The 21843-nt window shown below is 72.7% G+C and carries 18 protein-coding genes; 8 read left to right on the top strand and 10 right to left on the bottom strand.

The window, feature by feature from the left end:
* Positions 1 to 94 precede the first annotated feature (94 nt).
* The 3 genes from ABZX96_RS00990 (at position 95) to ABZX96_RS00980 (ending at position 3504) form a co-directional block, all read left to right on the top strand.
* Positions 95 to 499 (top strand): DUF3515 family protein, encoded by a 405-nt coding sequence (locus ABZX96_RS00990; RefSeq protein ID WP_355535634.1) that lies wholly within the window; start codon positions 95 to 97, stop codon positions 497 to 499.
* A gap of 225 nt (positions 500 to 724) precedes the next feature.
* The gene (locus ABZX96_RS00985) at positions 725 to 2371 is read left to right on the top strand and encodes a penicillin-binding transpeptidase domain-containing protein (protein WP_355535631.1); all 1647 of its coding nucleotides are present in this window, start codon (positions 725 to 727) and stop codon (positions 2369 to 2371) included.
* A 281-nt stretch (positions 2372 to 2652) separates the two neighbouring features.
* On the top strand, positions 2653 to 3504 hold the full coding sequence (locus ABZX96_RS00980; RefSeq protein WP_355535628.1) for a DMT family transporter: 852 nt from the start codon (positions 2653 to 2655) through the stop codon (positions 3502 to 3504).
* 355 nt (positions 3505 to 3859) lie between these two features.
* Here the strand turns inward: ABZX96_RS00980 and ABZX96_RS00975 are convergent, their stop codons facing one another.
* The 3 genes from ABZX96_RS00975 to ABZX96_RS00965 form a co-directional block, all read right to left on the bottom strand.
* Positions 3860 to 4150 (bottom strand): hypothetical protein, encoded by a 291-nt coding sequence (locus tag ABZX96_RS00975; RefSeq protein WP_355535625.1) that lies wholly within the window; start codon positions 4148 to 4150, stop codon positions 3860 to 3862.
* A 118-nt stretch (positions 4151 to 4268) separates the two neighbouring features.
* Positions 4269 to 4490 (bottom strand): hypothetical protein, encoded by a 222-nt coding sequence (locus tag ABZX96_RS00970; RefSeq protein WP_355535622.1) that lies wholly within the window; start codon positions 4488 to 4490, stop codon positions 4269 to 4271.
* On the bottom strand, positions 4487 to 4771 hold the full coding sequence (locus ABZX96_RS00965; protein WP_355535619.1) for a hypothetical protein: 285 nt from the start codon (positions 4769 to 4771) through the stop codon (positions 4487 to 4489). The genes ABZX96_RS00970 and ABZX96_RS00965 overlap by 4 nt, the downstream gene beginning before the upstream one ends.
* A 257-nt stretch (positions 4772 to 5028) precedes the next feature.
* Between ABZX96_RS00965 and ABZX96_RS00960 the strand changes: the two genes are divergently transcribed.
* Both ABZX96_RS00960 and ABZX96_RS00955 read left to right on the top strand, forming a co-directional pair.
* A complete protein-coding gene (locus ABZX96_RS00960) occupies positions 5029 to 6369 on the top strand; it encodes a tetratricopeptide repeat protein (RefSeq protein ID WP_355535616.1) in 1341 nt (446 codons plus the stop codon).
* 117 nt (positions 6370 to 6486) lie between these two features.
* Complete coding sequence (locus ABZX96_RS00955; protein ID WP_355535613.1) at positions 6487 to 6765, top strand: DUF397 domain-containing protein; 279 nt, start codon at positions 6487 to 6489, stop codon at positions 6763 to 6765.
* Positions 6766 to 6835: 70 nt separating this feature from the next.
* On the opposite strand, the gene ABZX96_RS00950 is transcribed toward ABZX96_RS00955, so the two are convergent.
* Together ABZX96_RS00950 and ABZX96_RS00945 are read right to left on the bottom strand one after the other, a co-directional pair.
* On the bottom strand, positions 6836 to 7618 hold the full coding sequence (locus ABZX96_RS00950; protein ID WP_355535610.1) for an SDR family NAD(P)-dependent oxidoreductase: 783 nt from the start codon (positions 7616 to 7618) through the stop codon (positions 6836 to 6838).
* A 110-nt stretch (positions 7619 to 7728) separates the two neighbouring features.
* Positions 7729 to 8994, bottom strand: coding sequence for a serine hydrolase domain-containing protein (locus tag ABZX96_RS00945; RefSeq protein ID WP_355535607.1), 1266 nt, complete (start codon positions 8992 to 8994; stop codon positions 7729 to 7731).
* Between the two features lie 288 nt (positions 8995 to 9282).
* Between ABZX96_RS00945 and ABZX96_RS00940 the strand changes: the two genes are divergently transcribed.
* Positions 9283 to 9501: a hypothetical protein gene (locus ABZX96_RS00940; protein ID WP_355535604.1), complete on the top strand. Its 219-nt coding sequence runs from the start codon at positions 9283 to 9285 to the stop codon at positions 9499 to 9501.
* 144 nt (positions 9502 to 9645) lie between these two features.
* On the opposite strand, the gene ABZX96_RS00935 is transcribed toward ABZX96_RS00940, so the two are convergent.
* Genes ABZX96_RS00935 through ABZX96_RS00925 form a run of 3 tightly spaced genes read right to left on the bottom strand, consistent with a single transcriptional unit; the run spans position 9646 to position 12570 of the window.
* A complete protein-coding gene (locus ABZX96_RS00935) occupies positions 9646 to 10488 on the bottom strand; it encodes an ABC transporter ATP-binding protein (protein WP_355535601.1) in 843 nt (280 codons plus the stop codon).
* Positions 10476 to 11237, bottom strand: coding sequence for a cobalt ECF transporter T component CbiQ (gene cbiQ / locus ABZX96_RS00930; protein WP_355535598.1), 762 nt, complete (start codon positions 11235 to 11237; stop codon positions 10476 to 10478). The genes ABZX96_RS00935 and cbiQ overlap by 13 nt, the downstream gene beginning before the upstream one ends.
* A gap of 1 nt (position 11238) precedes the next feature.
* A complete protein-coding gene (locus ABZX96_RS00925; protein WP_355535595.1) occupies positions 11239 to 12570 on the bottom strand; it encodes an energy-coupling factor ABC transporter permease in 1332 nt (443 codons plus the stop codon).
* A gap of 176 nt (positions 12571 to 12746) precedes the next feature.
* Here ABZX96_RS00925 and ABZX96_RS00920 point away from each other — a divergent pair, with 176 nt between their 5' ends.
* Together ABZX96_RS00920 and ABZX96_RS00915 are read left to right on the top strand one after the other, a co-directional pair.
* On the top strand, positions 12747 to 14969 hold the full coding sequence (locus ABZX96_RS00920) for a DHA2 family efflux MFS transporter permease subunit (protein WP_355535592.1): 2223 nt from the start codon (positions 12747 to 12749) through the stop codon (positions 14967 to 14969).
* Between the two features lie 541 nt (positions 14970 to 15510).
* Complete coding sequence (locus tag ABZX96_RS00915) at positions 15511 to 18735, top strand: S41 family peptidase (protein ID WP_355535890.1); 3225 nt, start codon at positions 15511 to 15513, stop codon at positions 18733 to 18735.
* Positions 18736 to 18787: 52 nt separating this feature from the next.
* Here ABZX96_RS00915 and ABZX96_RS00910 read toward each other — a convergent pair whose 3' ends face one another.
* Both ABZX96_RS00910 and ABZX96_RS00905 read right to left on the bottom strand, forming a co-directional pair.
* Complete coding sequence (locus tag ABZX96_RS00910) at positions 18788 to 20479, bottom strand: helix-turn-helix transcriptional regulator (RefSeq protein ID WP_355535589.1); 1692 nt, start codon at positions 20477 to 20479, stop codon at positions 18788 to 18790.
* Positions 20480 to 20881: 402 nt separating this feature from the next.
* Positions 20882 to 21772 (bottom strand): SDR family oxidoreductase, encoded by an 891-nt coding sequence (locus ABZX96_RS00905; protein ID WP_355535586.1) that lies wholly within the window; start codon positions 21770 to 21772, stop codon positions 20882 to 20884.
* Positions 21773 to 21843: the final 71 nt, after the last annotated feature.

The following is a 21843-nucleotide window of genomic DNA, read 5'->3' as shown; positions in this document are numbered from 1 at the left end:
GCGAGAAGGAGCGCTCAGCCCTGATGACGATCAGCCGGAGAGCCCGCTTGTCCCTGACCCTGGCCGGTGTCGCCGTCATCGGGGCCGCCGCCCTGTGCGTCCACGAACTGACGTCACCTTCCCCGAACGTCATCAGCGCCCCCACGCCAACTCCCCCCTCTGCCACGAGACCGCACGTAAATACCCCGCCCGCCTCCTGGACGAAGACCGGTCCCCCACCGACCTTCCGGGCGTCGCCGTCTGGGGTGACGGGACCACGGTCCTGCGCTGTGGCGTGACGCCGCTCAGGCCGACCCCCGACCCCTGTTTCACCGTGAACGGCGTGGACTGGGTGCTGGACGAAGCGCGCTCGAAGGGCGAGGAGAAGGTCCTCACCACGTACGGCAGGGTTCCCGCCATCGAGGTCATCTTCTCGGGCACCTCCGCCACTCCCGGGGACGGTCTCGTGGACCTGAGCGGCGCGATCGGAGGCATTCCGCAGCAGCGGAGGTGTCTGTAGGGAGGGAGCCGGACGCGGAGTTTCGCGCCCGCGTGCGCCCGCCCTCCCGGCCAAGCGGGACGGTCGCCGCGCGGCATTCGGCCCGACACGGTCACCACGTCGGGCCCCCTTTCGCTCCCCCTTGTCAACCCCCACCCCCAACCCGCTCGTACCCGTGTCCCATAGAGTGCCGTTCACGTTCTTGTGTGCGTGTTCAAGGGCGAGGATCGGGAGGGGAGCGGCCAGATGCGCCGTGAGGTCAGGTTCGGGGTGGTCGGTGGGGCGGTGGCCCTGGTGATGGCGGCCGTCGGGGGGTGCGCGCCGTTCGGTGGGTCGGACGACAAGCCCGGGGAGCAGCACGTCAAGGCGGCCGACGGGCAGGCCGGGGACAGTGCGCCCAAGGTGCCCACCGGGCCGCTGTCGGCGCGGGAAGCCCAGGCCACGGCGCAGAGGTTCCTGTCCGCGTGGCAGTCGGGCGACCACCGCGGCGCCGCCGCCCTCACCGACGACCCCGAGGCGGCCGACGCGGCGCTGTCCGGTTACCGGAAGCAGGCCCACTTCGCGAAGCTGACGCTCACCCCGGGCAAGGCCGGCGGTGACAAGGTCCCGTACACGATCGCGGCGGAAATCGCCTACAAGGGGCTGAAGTCCCCGGTGTCGTACGGGACCTCGCTGACCGTCGCCCGAGATGCCAAGACCGGCGAGCCGCGCGTCACCTGGCGGCCCACCGTCCTGCACCCGCGGCTCGGCAAGGGCGACATCCTGCGCACCGGCGAGAGCGGCGCGCCGCCCATCAAGGCCGTGGACCGCGACGGCAAGGAGCTGACGAAGGCGGCCCACCCGACGCTCGCCGGCGTGCTGGCCGCACTGCGCGAGCGGTACGGCGACAAGGCGGGCGGCAAGCCGGACGTGGCGTTCTTCATCCACCGCGGCAAGAACGCCAAGCGGGCCGACCACACGCTCAAGGTCCTCGCCAAGGGCACTCCCGGCACCCTCCGGACCACGCTGGACTCCGGCCTCCAGGCCGCCGCCGAGAAGGCCGTGCGGAGCAAGAGCCGGGCCTCGGCGGTCGCGCTCAAGCCCAGCACCGGGGAGATTCTCGCGATCGCCAATGCCCCGGCCCAGGGGTTCAACACGGCCACGCAGGGATCGCTCGCGCCCGGCTCGACGATGAAGATCGTCACGGCCGCGATGCTGCTGGACAAGGGGATGACGGCGCCGAACAAGTCGCACCCGTGCCCCAAGTTCGTCACCGTCGGCGGCTGGAAGTTCCAGAACCTCGACAAGTCGGAGATCAAGAAGGGCACTTTCGCGCAGAGCTTCGCCGCGTCCTGCAACAACGCCTTCATCTCCCAGGCGAAGAAGCTGGCCGACGACGACCTGACGAAGGAGGCCCGGGACGTCTTCGGCATCGGCCTGAACTGGCAGACCGGCATCCCCACCTTCGACGGCGCGGTCCCCGTGCAGAGTGACGCGCAGATGGCGGCCTCGCTGATCGGCCAGGGCGGCGTCCGCATGAACCCGCTGACGGTGGCCTCGCTCGCCGCCACCGTCCGCGGCGGCGGCTTCCACCAGCCCTACATCGTCGCCCCCTCCCTCGACGGCCGCACCCTCGCCAAGGCCCCGCGCGCCATGAAGCCGCGCACCGCGTCCGACCTGAAGTCCCTGATGAAGCTGACCGCGACGTCGGGCACGGCGGCGCAGGCGATGTCCGGGCTCGGCGGCGACATCGGCGCGAAGACCGGTTCGGCGGAGGTCGACGGCCAGGAGAAGCCGAACGCGTGGTTCACCGCCTACCGCGACGACCTCGCCGCCGCCGCGGTCGTCCCGGCCAGCGGCCACGGGGGGACGAACGCGGGGCCGGTGGTGCGGGCCATCCTCATGGCGAAGTGATGCGCGCGGGCGGCCCGCCGGAGGGCCGTCGCCTGCAATGGTTTCGACCCATCGCGTGGCGGTCCGCGCCCCCAGCCCGCCGTCGCCCGCAGTCGCCTGCCCCGTACACCTTTCGTTAGCGTGCGGGTCATGAACATCGCGACCGCACTTCCCCCAGATCCGCGCGGCACGTTCATCCGCGCCCCGCGCGCGCTCCTCCGCCCGGCCGCCCCGTCCTCGCACGCGGGCGACCGGGCGTTCGCCGTACGGGGACGGTCATGCGCCATACGGAGGCGGGCTGTATGACTCCCCTGGTCGTCGTCGCCGTCCTGATCGCCGCCATCACGCACGCCGTCTGGAATGCCCTGGCCCACAGCATCCGCGACCAACTGCTGGCCTTCACGCTTGTGGGCGGTGGCGGGACGGTGTGCGGGGCGGTGCTGGCCGGGTTCGTGCCGATGCCGGCGGCGGGGGCGTGGCCCTACCTCATCGCCTCCGCCGTCCTGCACGTCGTCTACCAGCTGCTGCTGATGCGCTCCTTCCGGCTCGGCGACTTCGGGCAGATGTATCCCATCGCGCGCGGCACCGCGCCCCTGGTCGTCACCGTGCTGGCCGCCCTCTTCGTCGGCGAGTTGCCGGACGGCTGGGTGCTGGCGGGCGTGGCGCTGGCCTCGGCCGGGCTGGTGGGGGTGGCGCTGTGGGGCATCCGCGGGTCGGGGACCCGTCCGCACTGGCCGGCGATCATCGCCGCGCTGGCGACCGGCCTGGCCATCGCCTCGTACACGGTGGTGGACGGCGTCGGCGTACGGGCCTCCGGCAGCCCGCTCGGCTACATCGCCTGGCTGATGATCCTGGAGGGCCTGGCCATCCCGGCGTACGCGCTGGCCACCCGGCGCGGCGAACTGGCCGCCCAGCTCCGCCCGCTGGCCGTCCGGGGGCTGCTCGGCGGAGTGCTGTCCGTCTTCGCCTACGGCCTGGTGCTGTGGGCCCAGACGCGGGCCCCGATGGCGCCTGTCGCCGCGCTGCGCGAATCCTCGATCATCGCGGGGGCGGCGATCGGCACGCTGTTCCTCAAGGAACGCTTCGGGCTTCCGAGGATCGCGGCGGCGGGGCTGATGGTGGTCGGGATCGGGCTGATGCTGCATACGGGGTGACCCGGGGCGCCTGTCAGCAGGCGACGGGAGGGGCGGCCCGCCGCTCGTCTTCCCGCTCGTCGGCCCGGGTCCCGTCCGGCCCCGTGGTGGGCGGCGGGCCGGCACCTTCGACCTCGCCCGGTTCGGCTGGTGGACGGCGCCCCGCGAAATCAAGCCCGTCCGGCGATTGAGGACAACGCCTCCGGCGTTTGCCGGGTGCGAAAGTCTCCCGCCGCCCGCCCATGAGCCCGTACCCGCGCTCGCCGGGGTGTCCTCAAACGCCGGACGGGCTGGAAAGTGCGGGCTCGGCCCCCGGATCACCTTGGCTGGTGTCCATGCCCAACGGCTGCTTGTGGTCGCTCCCGTCACTGTGTCCTCAAGCGCCGGACGGGCTGGAAAGTGCGGCGGTCCGGTCCCCGCCGCAGTGCGGGCAGCGGGTCCGTTTCATGGCGGTCAGACGCGCCCGCGCGTCGTACTCGTAGGCGTCCGTCACCACGCCGTGGCACCGGCCCGTCCCGCACGGCGCGCTGACCCGACGCGCCCGCCCGGCCGGGCCGGTCTGCACGGACCGCTCGCAGAACAGGCACGGCCACGGCTGTCTGCCGCTGTCGTTGTCGATGTAGGCGACGGCGTTCGGGCGGGTGCAGTGGGGACACGTGTAGGCCATGGGGCACCTCTCTGTGCGGGCCCGATTCTGGCCACTGGGGTGGCGGGCGTCAGGTGACCGGTGGGTGGTTCATCCGCACGGGGGCCACCGTTGGTGACGGTGGTCCCCGTGCGGTGGCTCAGCCCTTTCCACGTCGCGCGCCCGCTCCGAACTTCCGGATGTCCTCCGGACAGGCGGTCCACTCGCAGCCGCCTCCCACCGGGCGGACGAACACGGTGAAGGCGACGGCGCGGGTGTCCGGGCATTCCCATGCGAAGGCGTCCTGGAGAATTCCCGTTCGCCCCGTCGTCACCTCCTCCACCAGAACGCCCACCGCTTCCCTCGCCTCCGCCTCGGTCATTTCGTCGTCCGGGAGATCAGTGCGGCGATATGCCGTACGACGTCGGGGCGCGCGTTTCCCAGCCGCACGAGGGGCGTTCCGCAGACGGCGGACGGCAGATCGATGCCGAGGGACGGCAGGACGATTCCCGCGCCGAACAGCGCTTGCCGGAGTGCGTGCAGCGCGTGTTCCACGTACGCGAAAGGATCGGTCTGTTCCGGGACGGCCGGCAGGTCGGGCGCGGGTTTGAGGACATCGCAGAGGCGACGGGCGGTGTCGTGGGGAATAGGGTCAACCGCCACGTGAGCCCGTCCCCTTATCGGGGTTCCCGCGCGCATCGGCAAGGAGAATCCGCGGGCTGATAGCACGGTGTGCAGTTCAGCGGCCAATTGACCGGCGATATGCCGGGCTTCCGCGTGAGGGTCCATGTCGGCTGGCTCCGATCTTTCGGTGCGTTCTCTACGGGGCACAACCGCCGAGCCGGAATCGGCGGTACGGTGACGAGGCAGCGGCCTGCTTTAAAACGTTTAAAGCACCGGGCTACGCGAGGAGTTGAGGCATGGCGGACCGCCAGTCCAATGAAGCGCTGCGACGCCTTTTCCGCGAGGCGGGCTGGACCCTCGGTCAGTGCGCGCGGGCGGTGAACAAAGTGGGCGGCGAGCACGGAACACCGCTGCGGTACAACCAGTCCGCGGTGCATCACTGGCTGGGCGGAACGGTGCCTCGTAACGAAACGGTCCGAACGATCATCGCTGAGGCGTTCACCCGTCGGCTCGGGCGGCCGGTCTCCCCGGTTGCGGCAGGCTTTCCGGCCCTTACCGGCCGCACCACGCGTGCCGACACGGTGGACGGCCTGATCGAACTGGGCCGGCACGACATGGACCCGTCCCGTCGTGGAGTGCTCGGCGCCGGCCTGTTCTCCGTGGCCCTGACCATCCCCGGGTGGCCCGACGTGGTCGGCCGGGCGGAAGCGGTCCAGTCGGGTCGCGCCTCGCGCATCGGTATGAACGAGGTGGACATGGTCGTCGCCATGACGGAACGGATCTCGGAATTGGACGACCGATTCGGGGGACGGCACGCACGTCCGATGGCCTGCGCGTTCCTGGTCAATACGGTGGCCGCGTATCTGCGGATGGACGCGCCGGGTGCGGTACGCAAGGCGATGCTTTCCGCCGCTTCGGATTTGTTGTACCTGACCGGGTATATGGCCGTGGACGAAGGGCTGCACGGGCTGGCCCAGCGGTATTACGTCAAGGCCCTGGAACTCGCGGGCGCGGCCGAGGACCACCTGACGTATTGCACGACCCTGCGCGGCATGAGCGTGCAGGCCGTCGGCCTGCGCCATGGAAACAAGGCGATGGAGCTGGCGGACGCGGCGGCCACGGCATCACCCAAAGCCGGACCGCGCATGAGTGCTTTCCTTGCCGGTCAGCAGGCTCACGCGGCGGCGCAGACGGGAGATCGCGCGGCCGCGCTCCGGCGCATGCGGGAAGCGGAGTCCGCCATGGACCGTGCCGAATCCCGCGCTGCCGTATTCGGTTCGTACGATCCGGCTTCGCTGAATTACCACATCGGTGAAGTGCGGTACGAGTTGGGCGATATCCGGGCTTCGGTCGAGGCCATGGAGCGGTCGACGCGGCTTCTGCACGATGTCTATCGGCGTGCCCGGGTGCGGCACTGGGCCATCCTGGCGGAACGCCGGCTCCAGATTGGCCACTTGGAAGCCGCGTGCGCTGCCTGGTCCCAGGCACTGGACGATTACCCGATGGTTCAGTCGGCGCGTGCCGATGATCGGATGCGGGAAATGTTCCGTTCCCTGCGGCCCTATGTGAAGAACGCGCAGGCTCGCGAACTGTACGAGCGGGCGCGGGGTGTTGTTCCGGCGCGTTTGGTGAGGTGAGGGCGTTGGCGGCCCCGTCGGCGGTGCGTGGTGAATCCGAGGCCCACCGGGCGGACGGGCGCCGGCAGATCCTGCCCGTGCCCTGGCTGTCCGTACGTCTGTGAAGGAGATGACGGCATGCGCATGACCCTCGACCTGAGCGCCGTGACCTGGCGCTCCAGCAGCTACAGCAACCAGGAAGGTGGCGCCTGCGTCGAAATCGCGGACCCGAGTGCCGTTGCCTGGCGCAAGAGCACGTACAGCAACAACGACGGTGGGATGTGCATCGAGATCGCCGATGGCGTCCCCGCGCTCGTCCCCGTCCGTGACAGCAAAAACCCCACCGGCCCCGTTCTGACCTTCTCCCCCGCCGCCTTCGGCGCGTTCGTCGCCGCCGTACGGAGCGGCGAGCTCTGACAGCCGCAGCTCATCCGGAGCCCCTGCCCCCTCTCCGAGGACGGCAGGGGCTCACGCATGCCCCGCGCCGCTACTCCCTCCCCGTCGCCCGCCCCCACTCCGGGTTGCCGATCAGGACGCCGCCGTCCACCGGGAGCGTCACGCCCGTCACCCAGGCGGCGTCGCGGGAGGCGAGGAAGGCGACGGCGGCGGCGATGTCTTCGGGGTGGCCGACGCGGCCCAGGGGGTAGGCGGCGGTGGCGCGGCGGAGGACTTCGGGGCGGCCGGACCAGGCGGGGGTGGCGACGGTGCCGGGGGCGACGAGGTTGACGCGGACGCCGCGGGGGGCGGCGTGGCCGGCGAGGGTGCGGGTCAGGCCGGCGAGACCGGCCTTGGCGGCGCTGTAGGCGTGGTCGCCGAAGTCCTGCTCGCCGTTGACGGAGCCGATGTTGACGATGGCGCCGCGCCCGCCGGCGGCGGCCAGGTGCGGTAAGGCGGCGCGGGCGCAGCGGAAGGCGCCGTTGAGGGTGATGTCGAGGTCGGCGAGCCAGTTGTCGTCGGTGTAGTCCTCGAAGCGGTCGGGGTCGGGGTGGCAGCTGTAGGCGTTGTTGACGAGGACGTCGAGGTTGCCGAACCGCTGGACCGCGTGGGCCACGGCCGCCTCGACGGCGGCGCGGTCGGCCACGTCGCAGGCCAGCCCCTCCGCCATGCCGCCGGTCTCGCGAATACCGGCGGCGGCCTTCTCCGCGCGGGTGCCGTCGAGGTCGGTGACCAGGACGCGGGCGCCCTCGTCGGCCAGCCGCCGGGCGGTGGCGGCGCCGATGCCGCGTCCCGCGCCGGTGATCAGTACGCCGTAACCGTCGAATCGCCGCATGTCCGTCACTCCTCGCACCGGGGCCGGGTTCCGTGGTGGGGGAACCTACCCAGGGGCCGCCGGAGTCGTGCGGATTTCGTGGCGAAGGCGGGTACGGGAAAGCCCGGCCCTCAGTCCGCCTCCACCGTCCGCAGCGCGCGTACGAGGGCCTGGGCGCGCGGGTCGGCGGTGACGTTCTTGTGCATGCCGTTGGTGATGTAGCCGAAGGCCGTGCCGGACTCCGGGTCGGCGAAGGCGAGGCAGCCGCCGCGGCCGGGGTGGCCGAAGGAGCCGGGGGCCAGGAGGGGCGAGGCCGGACCGTGGAGCATGTAGCCGAGGCCGAAGCGGGTGTTGACGACCAGGGTGCGGTCGGGGCCCGCGGACTCCTCCGTGCGGGCCAGCGTGAGCGTGGCCGGGGCGAAGAGGCGGGGGTGGCCGTCGACCGGGCCGATCAGGGCGGCATAGCAGCGGGCCAGCGCGCGGGCGGTGGCGATGCCGGCCGAGGCGGGGAGTTCGGCGGCGCGGTAGGCGGGGTCGTTCTCGTCGGCCGCCGGGTCGATGGCGGCGAAGGCGCGGCGGGTGAGGGAGGCCGGGTCGGCGTACGCGTCGGAGACCGCCTGCTTGGGGCGGACGCGCAGGCCGCCGGACGCGGCCGGGGCGGGCGGCGCGATCTCGGCCAGCCGGCCGGCGCGGTGCTGCTCGGCGTCGGGCAGGCCGACCCACAGCTCCAGGTCCAGCGGCCCGGATATCTCCTCGGCTATCCAGCTCCCGATGGAGCGCCCGGTGACGCGCTGGACCAGCTCCGACAGCAGCCAGCTGTAGGTCTGGGCGTGGTAGCCGTGGTCGGTGCCGGGCTCCCAGGCGGGGGCCTGCGCGGCGAGCGCGGCCGGGCCGCTGACACCGTCTACGGCCTGCGCGGGCGTGAGCGGGGTGTCCAGGACGGGCAGGCCGGCACGGTGCGAGAGCAGGTGGCGGACCAGAACGCGTTCCTTGCCGGCCGCCTTGAACTCGGGCCAGTACGTCCCCACGGGCGCGTCCAGGTCGAGCTGGCCGCGCTGGTGCAGGAGGAGCGGGACGATGGCGGCGATGCCCTTGGTGGCGGAACGGATGATCTGGGCGGTGCCTTCCTCCCAGGGCTCGGCGGCCGGGGCCGCGCCCTCCGCCGCGTCGCCTGCCTCCGGTCCGGCGCCGTCGCCGTCCATCCCCGGACCGGCGCCGTCACCGTGCTTCGCGCCGGCCCACAGGTCGACGACCTTGCGCCCGTGCCGGTAGACGGCGACGGCCGCACCACGCTCACCGCGCCGCGCGAAGTTGGCCGCGAAGGCGTCCCGGACCGGCTCGAAGCCGTCCGCGACCGTGCCCTGGACGTCCACCACTGATTCCCGCTTCCCACTCATCCGTCGCGTTTGTGACCTATCAATGGTGCAACGCGCGGATCAGTGCTGGTGACCAGGGTGTGGGGGCGTGGGGAGCGTCACAGGGGACGGGTGGCCGACGCTCGCCCGCTCGCTCCGCCGGAGCACGGCGTCGATGAGCGCGCCGTCGTCCGCGTGCCACGCGGGAACCGGGAAGGTGGTCGGCGGGACCACCGCGCAAGGAACCCACCAGGTGGAAGTCCCCGGACGGGGTGAGTGAGCGACGTGGCGACTTCGGATCGTGACGGCGCATTCGATGGTGCGGATGATTTGAGAGATACGTCCGTAAATCCGTACGATGCGGACGCGGACGAGATCACGGAAGAGACCGCAGAAGAGATCGCGGAAGAGATCGCGGAAGAGATCGCGGAGCTGCAAGCGGAGGTCGCGGTCCTGCTGCTCCGGCATGTCTACGCGCCTCTGGCCGGTGATCAGTACGTGCGGGGCGTGCTGCCCTCGCCGCCGACGTACGCCCCGGCGGCGCGCTGACCGCCCTGTCGGCGGCGCTGCCCTCCCTCCTCGACGAGGAGTGGTGCGTCTCGGCGGGAGCGGACGATCCGCACTGCCGGCACGTCCTGGACCTCACCCACTGGTGACCACTGGTGACCCACTGGCGAGGGCACCGGATCGGCGTCAGACGGCCACCGACCGAGGATCGAACCCGAACGGCAGCTCCAGTCGATGGGCGCGCATCAGCTCCGTGTCGCACAGCAGGTCCTGCGTGCGCCCGTCGGCGGTGATCATGCCGGAGGAGAGGACGACCGCGCGCGGGCACAGTTCGAGGGCGTACGGCAGGTCGTGGGTAACCATCAGGACGGTGACGTCCAGGGTGCGCAGGATGTCGGCCAGCTCGCGGCGGGAGGCGGGGTCCAGGTTGGAGGAGGGCTCGTCCAGGACGAGGATCTCCGGGCGGGTGGCCAGGACGGTGGCGACGGCGACGCGGCGGCGCTGGCCGAAGGAGAGGTGGTGCGGGGGCCGGTCGGCGTGGCCCGCCATGCCGACGCGTTCCAGCGCCTCCTCGACCCGTTCCCGGAGCGCGGCGCCGCGCAGCCCGGCCGCGGCGGGGCCGAAGGCCACGTCCTCCCGGACGGTGGGCATGAACAACTGGTCGTCCGGGTCCTGGAAGACGATGCCGACCCGGCGCCGGATCTCGGCGAGGTGGCGCCGCTCCACGGGCAGCCCGGCGACGCGGACGGAACCGGCGCCGGGCTCCAGGATGCCGTTCAGGTGCAGGACGAGCGTGGTCTTGCCCGCGCCGTTGGGGCCGAGCAGCGCGACCCGTTCGCCGCGGGCGACGGTCAGGTCGACGCCGAAGAGCGCCTGGTGCCCGTCCGGATAGGCGTAGGCGAGGCCGGAGACCTCCAGGGAGGGCGCGGTGTCCGGGGAGGGCTCGGTCTCCGGGGAGGGCTCGGTCTCCCCAGCAGTCGCGGTCTCCCGGGCGGGGGGAACGGGGGCGGTGGTGCTCATAGGGTCCATCCCAGGAGGCAGACGGCGAGGGTGAGGCCGGGCAGGGCGGCGGCGTGCGCCCATTGGGTGCGGGTGGCGGGGGTCGCGTCCAGGACGGGCAGGGTGCCGGTGTAGCCGCGGCTGAGCATGGCGAGGTGGACGCGTTCGCCGCGTTCGTAGGAGCGGATGAACAGGGCGCCGGCGGACTTCGCCAGCACGCCCCAATGGCGGACACCGCGCGCCTCGAAACCCCGCGAGAGGCGGGCGATCCGCATCCGCCGCATCTCGTCCGTGATGACGTCGCCGTAACGGATCATGAAGGACGCGATCTGGACGAGGAGCGGCGGCATCCGCAGCCTCTCCAGGCCCAGCAGCAGGGCGCGGAGTTCGGTGGTGGCGGCCAGCAGGACGGACGCGGCGACGCCGAGCGTCCCCTTGGCGAGGATGTTCCACGCGCCCCAGAGGCCGGACTCGCTCAGGGACAGACCGAGAACGGTCACCCGCGGTCCCTCCGCGGCAAACGGCATCAGCAACGCGAACGCCACGAACGGCACCTCGATGAGCAGCCGCTTCAGCACGTGCCCGGCGGACACGCGGGCCAGCACCGTCACCGCCGCGAGCAGCACCGCGTACAAGGCGAAGGCCCACACGGCTTCGCGCGGCGTCGCCACCACGAGCAGAACGAAGCAGAAGACGGCGACGAGTTTGCAGTGCGGCGGCAAGGCGTGGACCGGCGAGCGGGCGTCCAGGTAGAGCCGGTGGGCGTGCCCGGCGCCCATGTCAGGCCGACTCCCCCGCCGGCAGACCCGGCCGCGCGTCCGTCTGGGCACCGGTCTCCGCGCCGACGGGCCTGCGGCGGCGGACGACGACGAAGACGCCGGTGCCGACGGCCAGCGTGGCGCCCACTCCGATCACACCGGCCAGGCCGCCCGACAACCGGGGGTTGTCGACATTCCTGACGCTGTAGTCGGCCAAGGGCGAGTCCTTGGCGGCGTGGTCCTCGGCCTTCTTGTCGATGCCCTCGTCGTGGGCGACCTTCTCCAGCCCGTCCGGGCTGGTGGAGGCGTAGTAGCTGATGCCGCCCGCGCACACCAGCGCGGCGGCCAGCCCGGCCAGCCAGACCCGGCGCACGGAGCGGCGGCCGGAGACGGGAGCCGCGCCGGCTCCGAGAGCCGCGCCGCCGCCCGTCCCCGTCCCCGTCCCCGCGCCGAGGATGACGGGCTCGCGGGAGGGGAGGATGACGGGGGCGGGGGCCGGGATGGGGCTTTCGGGGGCGGAGGCCGGAGCGGGGCGCTCGGAGACGGGAGCCGACTTCCCGGGCTTCAGGGGCGAAGCCGTCCCCCCGGATCCCGGTGCGGCCCCTTCTGGCTCCGACGCCGGACCAGCCGTCTCCCTCACCACTGCGGGCGCCACCGGAGCCGCCACCGGACCCCCCTCCCGCACCTCCAACCGCCGCACCAGCCCGCGCGCCCCGTACACCAGGTCCGGCCGCACGGCGATCACCGCGGCCACCGTCAGCGCCGTGATCACCGCCTCGCCGAGGCCGATCAGGACATGGACGCCGACCATGGCCGTGAAGACCTTGCCGATCGGCACGTCCGTCGTCCCGCCGAGCGCGTAGATGCCGGTGAAGGCGACGGCGGCGGCCGGGACGGACACCACGGCGGCCACGAACGAGGCGAGCGTCACCGAGCGGCGGCGGCGCGGGAGCACGGCGATCAGCAGGCGGAACAGGCCGTAGGCGACGACGGTCGTCACGATCGCCATGTCGGTGATGTTGACGCCGAGCGCGGTGAGCCCGCCGTCGGCGAACAGCACCCCCTGCATCAGCAGCACCACGGAGACGCACAGCACCCCCGTGTACGGGCCCACGAGGATGGCCGCCAGCGCGCCGCCCAGCAGGTGCCCGCTCGTCCCGGCCGCGACCGGGAAGTTCAGCATCTGGACGGCGAAGATGAAGGCGGCGACCAGCCCGGCGAGCGGCGCGGTCCGGTCGCCCCGGCCGCCCAGTTCGCGGCGGGCGCCGCGCAGGCTCACCGCCACCGCGACCGCGGCGACGGCTCCGGCCGCGACCGAGACCGGGGCGTTGATGAATCCGTCGGGTACGTGCATGGGAAATCTCCGCTCCGGGCTGTGCGCTGCTCCCATCGTCAGGCGTCTTGCAAATCATTTGCAAGAGCGGAATGGATGCGATATGGCAAGGCGGTCCCCACGAGTTGGCAAAGGCCCCGTCACCCCCACGCGGTCAAGCGGTGGCGAAGCCGCGCCGGTCCGCGAAGGCTGGCGGCATGAGCACGTCCGCCGCCGAACCCCCCTCCGACCCTCCCGGCACACCCGGCACACCCGGCCCCTCAGGAGCGCCCGGCTCCCCGGGAACACCGGCCGACGAGCCCCAAACGCCCGGCACGACAGACGCGCCCGACTCCCCCGGCACCCCGACCGGCAAACCCGATCCCGGCCCCCCGGCCCACGAGCCCGGCACCCCCCGCGACGCCCCCGACTCCCCCGGCACCCCCACCCCACCCGAACTCAGCCGCCGCCGCGTCAACCTCGTCTTCGTCACGATCGTCCTCGGCATGCTGCTGGCCGCGCTGGACCAGACGATCGTCTCCACGGCACTGCCGACGATCGTCGCGGACCTGGGCGGCGGCGGGCACATGGCGTGGGTGGTGACGGCTTACCTGCTGGCGGAGACAGTGTCTACGGTCCTCGTCGGCAAGTTCGGCGACCTTTTCGGACGGAAGATCATCTTCCAGCTCAGTGCCGTGGTCTTCGTCGCCGGTTCGATCCTGGCCGGGGCGTCCACCGGCATGATGATGCTGGTGGTCGCGCGCGCCGTGCAGGGCATCGGGGGCGGCGGCCTGATGGTGACGGCCATGGCGCTGATCGCGGACGTCATCCCGCTGCGCGAACGCGGCAAGTACCAGGGCGCCCTGGGTGCGGTCTTCGCGGTGACGACGGTGGTGGGGCCGACGCTCGGCGGCCTGTTCACCGACCACGCCTCCTGGCGCTGGTGCTTCTACGTGAACATCCCGGTCGCCGCCGTCATGATCCTGATGGCCGCCCGCACCGTCCCGGTCGTCCGCTCGGCCGCCCGCCCGGCCATCGACTACGCGGGCATCGTCCTGGTGGCCCTCGGCGCGTCCGGGCTGGTGCTGGGGCTGGAGTGGGGCGGCAACGAGTACGCGTGGGGGTCGGCGACGATCATCGGCCTGTTCGCCGGGTCGGTGGTGCTGCTGGCCGCGTTCGCGTACGTGGAGACGCGCGCCAAAGAGCCCATGCTCCCCATGCACCTCTTCCGCAACCCCGTCTTCACCGTCTGCTCGATCCTCAGCTTCATCGTCGGGTTCGCGATGCTGGGCGCGATGACGTACCTGCCGACCTACCTCCAGTACGTGGACGGGGTCTCGGCGACGATGTCCGGCGTCCGGACGCTGCCGATGGTCGCGGGGCTGATGGCCACCTCCATGCTCTCCGGCATGGTCGTCAGCCGGACCGGCCGGTACCGGATCTTCCCGATCGTCGGGACGGCCGTGATGGCGCTCGGGCTCTATCTGATGTCCACGATGGGCGCGAGCACCGGGCCGTGGCTGGAGTCCCTCTACATGTTCGTGCTCGGGCTCGGCATCGGGCTGGCCATGCAGGTGCTGACCATCGCCGTGCAGAACACCGTCTCCTACCACGAACTGGGCACGGCCACCTCCGGCGTCACCTTCTTCCGCACCCTCGGCTCGTCCTTCGGCACCGCCGTCTTCGGCACCCTCTACAGCGGCCGGCTCGACCCCAACCTCCGGGACGCGCTGTCCGGCCTCCCCGGCGTGCCACCGGAGGCCGTGGCCAGCCCGCAGGGCCTGCACGCCCTGCCGCCCGCGCAGGCGGCGCCGGTCATCGACGCGTACGCGGACACTGTCAACTACGTCTTCCAGTGGGTCGTCCCGGTCGCGCTGGTGGGCTTCGTGGTGGCGTGGTTCCTCAAGGAGGTGCCGCTGCGGGACAGCGCGCGGGCGTCGGCGGGCGACCTGGGCGACGGGTTCGCGGCCCCCGACTCCGCCGACACCGACCGCCAGCTCGAACGCGCCGTGGCCCGCGTCATGCAGCACGCCAAGGACCCGGTGAGCCAGGAGATCCTCGCCACCTCCGGCAGCCCCCTCACCCCCGGCCAGGCCTGGGCCCTCGGCCAGATCCACTGGCGCACCCGCCTCAAGGGCGGCGCCTCGGTGAGCGCCATCGCCCGCGCGCACCGGATGCCGCAGGAGGTCTTGGAGCCCGCCTTCAGGAACGTGACGGACACCGGGTACGCGCGGGACGGCGAACGGCTGACGCTGACGCCTGCGGGCGACGCCGAGATCGACCGGCTCACCGCCGCCTGGCGCCACTGGCTCGACGGCCAACTGGAGGGCTGGCGCGCCGACGACCCCGAGGACCACGCCCGCCTCGACCGCGCGCTGGACTCGCTGGCGACCCGCCTCCTGGACGAGGGCGCGGCCCATCAGGAGCGGACGGCGGTGTGAGGGCGTCGGGGGCGGACAGAGGCAGGAGCCCATCAGGAACGGACGGCGGCCTCAGCCCCTCGGAGACCGGACGAAGGCCGAAGCCCATCAGGGACGGCCCGAAGCCCAACAGGAACAGACGGCGGCCTCAGCCCCTCGGAGACCGGACGAAGGCCGAAGCCCATCAGGGACGGCCCGAAGCCCAACAGGAACAGACGGCGGCCTGAGCCCCTCAGAAGCCGGACGAAAGCAGAAACCCAACAGGAACGGACGGCGGCCTCAGCCCCTCGGAGACCGGACGAAGGCCGAAGCCCATCAGGGACGGCCCGAAGCCCAACAGGAACGGACGGCGGTGTGAGGACCGTCAGGAGGGGCAGAGGCGGGAACTCGTCAGAACCGGACGGCAGGCGAGAACGGTCCCCCGCCGCCCCCGGCTCCCCGAGCCCCGTCACAAACAGCCCCCCTGCACCCCCCGCCCCAAGTTGCCGCTCCCCCACCCTCCCGAAACCATGGTGACGTGAGTGACGCCGCGTATCTGAGGTATCCGCACCTGTACGGCGACATGTTCTGCTTCGTCGCCGAGGACGACCTGTGGGTGGCTCCCCTGGTCGCCGAGGGGGAGCCCGTACCGCGTGCCTGGCGGCTCACCGTCGACCGCACCCGCGTGGGGCACCCGCGTTTCTCCCCCGACGGGCGGGAGATCGCGTTCACCACCTGGCGCAGCCTGGACCCGGAGATCTACCTCGCCCGCGTGGAGGGCGGCGGCCCGGCCCGGCGGCTCACCTACTGGGGCAGCGTGGACGCCCGGGTGTGCAACTGGACGCCGGAGGGGGAGATCCTGGCGGTCTCCTCGCACGGCCAGCCGTTCTCGTACTACGGGTGGGCCTACTCGCTGCCCACGGACGGCAGCCCCGGCCGCAAGCTCCCCTGGGGGCCGGTCTCGGACATCGCCATGGCCGACGGGGACGGCGGCGGCGCCGAGCACAAGACGCTGCTGCTGACGGGCAAGCCGCCGCACGAGCCGGCGTCCTGGAAGCGGTACCGGGGCGGGGCGACCGGGCGGATGTGGGTGGACGGGCAGCGGCTGCTGCCCGATCTGAACGGGCATGTGGACGCGGTCATGTTCGTCGGTGACCGGATCGCGTTCCTCTCCGATCACGAGGGGATCGGCAACGTCTACTCCTGCCTCCCCGACGGATCGGACCTGCGCCGCCACTCCGACCACGCCGAGTTCTACGCCCGGCACGCCGCCACCGACGGCTCCCGCATCGTCTACCAGTGCGCGGGCGACATCTGGCTGATCGACGACCTCGGCCCGGACGCCACCCCCCGCCCGCTGCACGTCGTCCTCGGCGGCCCGCGCGCCGGACGCCGCACCTACCAGGTCCCGGCGGCCACCAACATCACGTCCCTGTCCGTGGACACCACCGGCCGGGCCAGCGCGGTCGGCGTGCGCGGCAGCCTGTACTGGCTCACCCACCGCGACGGCCCGGCCCGCACCATCCACGACGTCCCCGGCGTCCGCGTCCGTATGCCCGAGATGCTGGGCGCCACCGGCCGCATCGCGTACATCACCGACGCCGAGGGGGACGACGCGATCGAGATCGCCGAGCTGCCCAAGGTGAGCGGTGGCGACGCGCCCCGCCGGCTGGCGGCGGGGAAGCTGGGACGCGTCCACGAGCTGGTGTCGTCCCCGGACGGCCAGATGGTGGCGGTCGCCGCGCACGACGGGCGGCTATTGATGGTGGACACCTCGCTCGAAGGCGTCGGCGAGGTCGTCGAACTGGTCAAGTCCCACAACGGGCCGGTGCGCGACCTGGCCTTCTCGCCCGACTCCGGGTGGCTGACCTGGTCGCACCCGGGCATCGGGCGTTCACTGCGCCTGATCAAGATGGCCCGGCTGACGGACGGGATGGTCGTCGAGGTCACCAACGGGCGCTTCGAGGACGAGCAGCCGGTCTTCACCCGGGACGGCCGCTACCTCGCCTTCCTCTCCTGGCGCGGCTTCGACCCGGTGTACGACGTGCACACCGGGGACCTGTCCTTCCCGCTGGGCTGCCGCCCCCACCTCGTCCCGCTCTCCTCCGCGACCCCCTCCCCCTTCGCGCTGTCCGCCGAGGGCCGCCCGGCGGCGGGCGGGCTGGACCCGGCCGAGCACCCGATGACGGCCGAGGGGCCGGTGCTGGTGGAGCTGGAGGGGCTGGCGAGCCGGGTGACGCCGTTCCCGGTGCAGCCCTCCAAGTACTCGGCGCTGCGGCCGGTGGCCGGGGGCGGGCTGGTCTGGCTGCGCTGGCCGATCTCCGGCGCGCTCGGCGAGACGTTCGTCAACCCGGCCGACACCTCGGGCCGCCCCACCCTCGAACACTTCGACCTGGTCAAGGCCAAACGCACCGAACTGACCGGCTCCGTGGACTCCTTCGCGCTCAGCGGCGACGGCACCCGCCTCGTCGTCAACGACGAGGGCGAACTGCGCGCGGTCCCCGCCAACGACACCCCCGACGTCGACTCCACCGTCTTCCTCGACCCCCGGCGCATCCTGCACGAGGCCGACCCCGGCGCGGAGTGGCGCCAGGCGTTCGACGAGGCGGGCCGCATCATCCGCGCCTACTTCTGGGACCCGGACCTCTCCCACGTCGACTGGGACGGCGTGCTGACGCAGTACCGCCCGCTGGTCGAACGCGTCGCCTCCCCGGACGAGTTCGCCGACCTCCTGCGCGAGGTCCTGGGCGAACTGGGCACCTCGCACGCGTACGTCACCGGGGGCCGCCGCAACGAGGGCCCGCCGCACTACCAACGGGCCATGGGCCTGCTCGGCGCCAACCTCGTCTGCCGCGAGGGCCGCTGGATGCTGGGGCGCATCCTGCCCGGCGACTCCTCCGACTCCCGGGCCCGCTCCCCGCTCGCCGGAACGGGCGTGCGCGAGGGCGCGACGCTCACCCACGTGGACGGCCGCCCGGTGGACCCGGTGGCCGGCCCCGGCCCGCTGATGTCGGCGGCCGGCGGCACCACCGTCGAGCTCACCTTCGACCCGCCCGAGGGCACCGGCGGCGCCCCCCGCCGGATCGCCGTCGTCCCCCTCATCGACGAACGGCCGCTGCGCTACCAGGACTGGGTCGCCAAACGCCGCGAGGTCGTCCGCGAGCTGAGCGACGGCCGGTGCGGCTACCTGCACATCCCCGACATGGGCGGCTCCGGCTGGGCGCAGTTCAACCGCGACGTGCGGATGGAGATGTCCATGCCGTCGCTGATCGTGGACGTCCGGGGCAACGCGGGCGGCAACATCTCCGAGCTGGTCATCGAGAAGCTCACCCGCACCATCGTCGGCTGGGACCTGACCCGCGACGCCCAACCGGTCTCGTACGCGAGCAACGCCCCGCGCGGCCCGGTGGTCGCCGTCGCCGACGAGATGACCTCCTCCGACGGCGACATGATCACCGCGGCCTTCAAGCTCCAGGGCATCGGCCCGGTGGTCGGCACCCGCACCTGGGGCGGCGTGGTCGGCATGACCGGCCGCCACCGCCTGGTGGACGGCACCTCGATCACCGTCCCCATGAATGCGGCATGGTTCGACGCCTATGGATGGTCGGTGGAAAACCACGGCGTCGCCCCTGACATCGACGCCCTCCGCTCCCCCCTCCACTGGGCCGAGGGCCGCCACCCCACCCTCGGCGTCGCCGTCCGCACCGCCCTCGAACTCCTCGAACGGCACCCGGCCACGACGCCGCCGGATCTGTCGGACGTGCCGGATCGGAGTCGTCCGAGGTTGCCGGGGCGGGGGGTGGGTTGAGGTCGGAGCCCGTTACGTACGCGTCTCGCCCAGAGGTGCCCTGCCCCAACCCTCAGCCCGGCCCGACCAAGAACCGCTGGTCCGCCGCCGACGTGCAGGGCTCCACCCGCAACAGCGCGCCGGGGGCCGCCGCGTCGGCTCCCTCGTCCGCGCGCCCGGCCCCGGTCAGGCCCACGCACTGGTCACCGCTGCCGGAGCGCAGCCGGTAGGCCCGTTCGCCGTCCTTTCCGGGCGCGCCGCGGTCCCTTTCTGACGTGCCGGATGTGCTGCCGCCCCCTCTGGACGTGCCGCCGTCCCCTCCGGACGTGCCGCCGCCCTCTCCGGACGCGCCACCGTCCGTGACCGGCTCGAACCGGTACCGCTGCGGGGGCCCGTGCCGCTCGCAGTCCTGCTCCGGATACGGCTCCAGCAGGCGGCCGTCCCCCGGCCCGAGGGCGGTCAGGCAGCCGGGCCCGGACTCCTCCGGGTGCCGCCACTGGATGAGGTAGCTGTCCGGCCCGGCCTTCACCAGGGACGTGGTCGGCGGCACGGCCACCGGGCAGGGGCGCAGGGCCGCGACGATCTTCCTGCCGTCGTGGTCGCCCACCTCCCGCTGCGACAGGCACAGTCCGGGATCCGTGGCCGCCCTGATGCGGGTGACACCGGCCTGCGGCAAGGCGACCGCGTAGGTCGGGCGGGCGGTGTCCTTCCGGGAGCTGTGGGTGGGTGTGGTGGGGGACGAGGGACCGGTTGCCGTCGCCCCGGGTGATGCGGCCACGCGGTGACCGTCCGGGGCGGACGGGCCGCCCGTCAGGAGCCAGCCCCCTACGGAGAGGAGGAGGACGGCTGCGGTGCCGCCGCCGAGCAAAAGGGCGCGGCGGGCGCCCCGGGGGCGCTGTGCAGGGGGCGCGGACGGCATTGCCGACGTGGGCGCGAGGGAAGGTTTCTGCTCGTCCGGAGAACCTGTAGGAGCGGTACGAGCAGCGTCACCGTCCGACGACGCGCCGGGCGTGCCCTCGCCATCGGCCCCGTCGTCCCCGTCGTCCCCTCCCGCCTCGCTCCCGCCGTGCCCCCGCAGGGTGTCGTACGGCTCGGCCTGCTCGTACGAACGGGCCTGCTCGTGCGCGGCACCGGACGGCTCACCGGCAGCACCTGCCCGGACACTCGACGCCGCTCCCGCGACACTCGACACCGCCCCCGCCGCACTCGTCGCCCCGTGCGCGGACTCGTCGGCAGGACTCACCACCTCACGCGCACCCGCCGCGTCCGCCGCGTCCGCCGTGTCCGCCGCGTCCGAGTGGCCGCCCACGGCCGCCTCGACCCGGCCGCCCTCCCCCGACACCCCGGCACCCGATCCGTTCCCACCGCCCCCGCCGTTCCCGCCGTTCCCAGCCGGAGCAGGCACCCCCGCCGCAGACGCGGAGACCTCGGAAACGCTCTCCTCGCCGCTTACGCCCCTCTCGTCTCCCTCGCCCCTCTCGCCCCCTTCCGCAAGCCGCTTCCGCTCGGTCAGCCACTCCCGCGTCTCGTCCTCATCGCACCCGCAGGCCCGTACGTACGCGGCGAGCACCTCGGCGCGCGGCAGCGTCCGGCGGCGCAGGACGTCCGCGAGCGTGCTGCGCGCCAGCACGTCACCGCGTTCCGCGGCGCGCCGTTCCAACTCGCGGAACGTCACACCCGCGTGCACCTTGAGGTGCTTCATGCGCGCCACGAACTCCGCTATGTCACGCGGCCGTTGAGGGCGCATGTCCTGCCGGATCACCATGCGGGACATTGTCATGTCACCCCCACCCGGCGGCAACACCCGTACCGGCCACCTCGGACAACGGTCCGGACAAGCCCCTGACCAGCCCGGACATCCACACGCCTGTCCGGGACGAGTCACTCCCCTTGCCGGACAGGCAACGACCCCGCACTCTCGTAACCGTCCGGCACGCACCACCGCCCCGGAACCACGGGGGAACGGGGGAACCGCCGTCCACGGGGGAACGGCGCACCGGGGCGAGCGTCCGGACAGCCGCGGTGGACTCACCCACTCAGGTCCACCGCCAGCACGAAGGGGCGCACTACACGGGGGGTGCGCCCCTTCGCTCGCGCCTACTCCCCCACAGCACAGCCGGACAACGCCGCCCCGTCCATCGCACTGCCCGTTTACCGCACTGCCCGTCTACTGCTCCGCCCCCACCGCCCTCTCCCGCTCGTCCGCCGCCCCACCGGCTCCCACCAGCCCGATCCGCATCCCTTCGAGCCGGTCGCCGAAGCGCCGCATCTCCCGCTGGCCGACCGTCCCGATGACGGACGGCAGATACCCGCGGACGGCCTGCATGCCGCGCAGCCACCACTGGCCGTACACGTGCGCGGAACGGCGTTCGATGCCCTCAACGATGCGGTCCACGGCGGGGCCCAGCGGATAGGTCTTGTTGGAGGGCCAGGGCAGCCGCTGCCGCAGTTCGCGCATGACGGCGTCCTGGTCGGCACCCCGCACCATGTCGGTGTCCGTCCAACTGAGGTAGCCCACGCCGACGCGTACGCCCTTGTGACCGACCTCGGCCCGCAGGCTGTGCGTGAACGCCTCCACACCCGACTTGGACGCGCAGTACGCGGTCATCATCGGCGCCGGGGTGATCGCGGCGAGCGAGGCGATCTGGAGGAAGTAGCCGCGGGACTCCGTCAGGAAGGGCAGGAAGGCGCGCCCGGTGACGGCGCCGCCGATGAGGTTCACCTCGATGACCCTCCGCCACGCGACGGGATCGGAGTCGGCGAAGGGTCCGCCGGTGGCCACCCCGGCATTGGCGACGACGACGTCCACCTTCCCCAACCGGTCCCTGACCTCGCCGGCCACCTGGCCCATCGCCTCGTGGTCCGTGACGTCCGCGTGCCAGTGGTGCGCCTCGCCGTGCAGCCCGGCGGCGACCCGCTTGAGCCCGTCCGGCTCCAGACCGACCAGCGCCAGCCGCGCGCCGCGCGCGGAGAGCTTGCGGGCGAGCAGTTCGCCCACGCCGCGGGCCGCGCCGGTGACGACGACGACCTGTCCTGCCAGGTTCCGGTGCGCGCTCATACGGCCTTCTCCTCTTCCTGGGGCGTCTGGTGGTCTCTCACCGGGACGGCTGCCTGAGGCGTCTCGTGGTC

This window comes from Streptomyces sp. NPDC003077, from assembly GCF_040611095.1.
Classification (GTDB): Bacteria; Actinomycetota; Actinomycetes; order Streptomycetales; family Streptomycetaceae; genus Streptomyces.
Note: the sequence above shows the minus strand (reverse complement) of the source record. Positions and strands in the feature narration are given on the sequence as shown.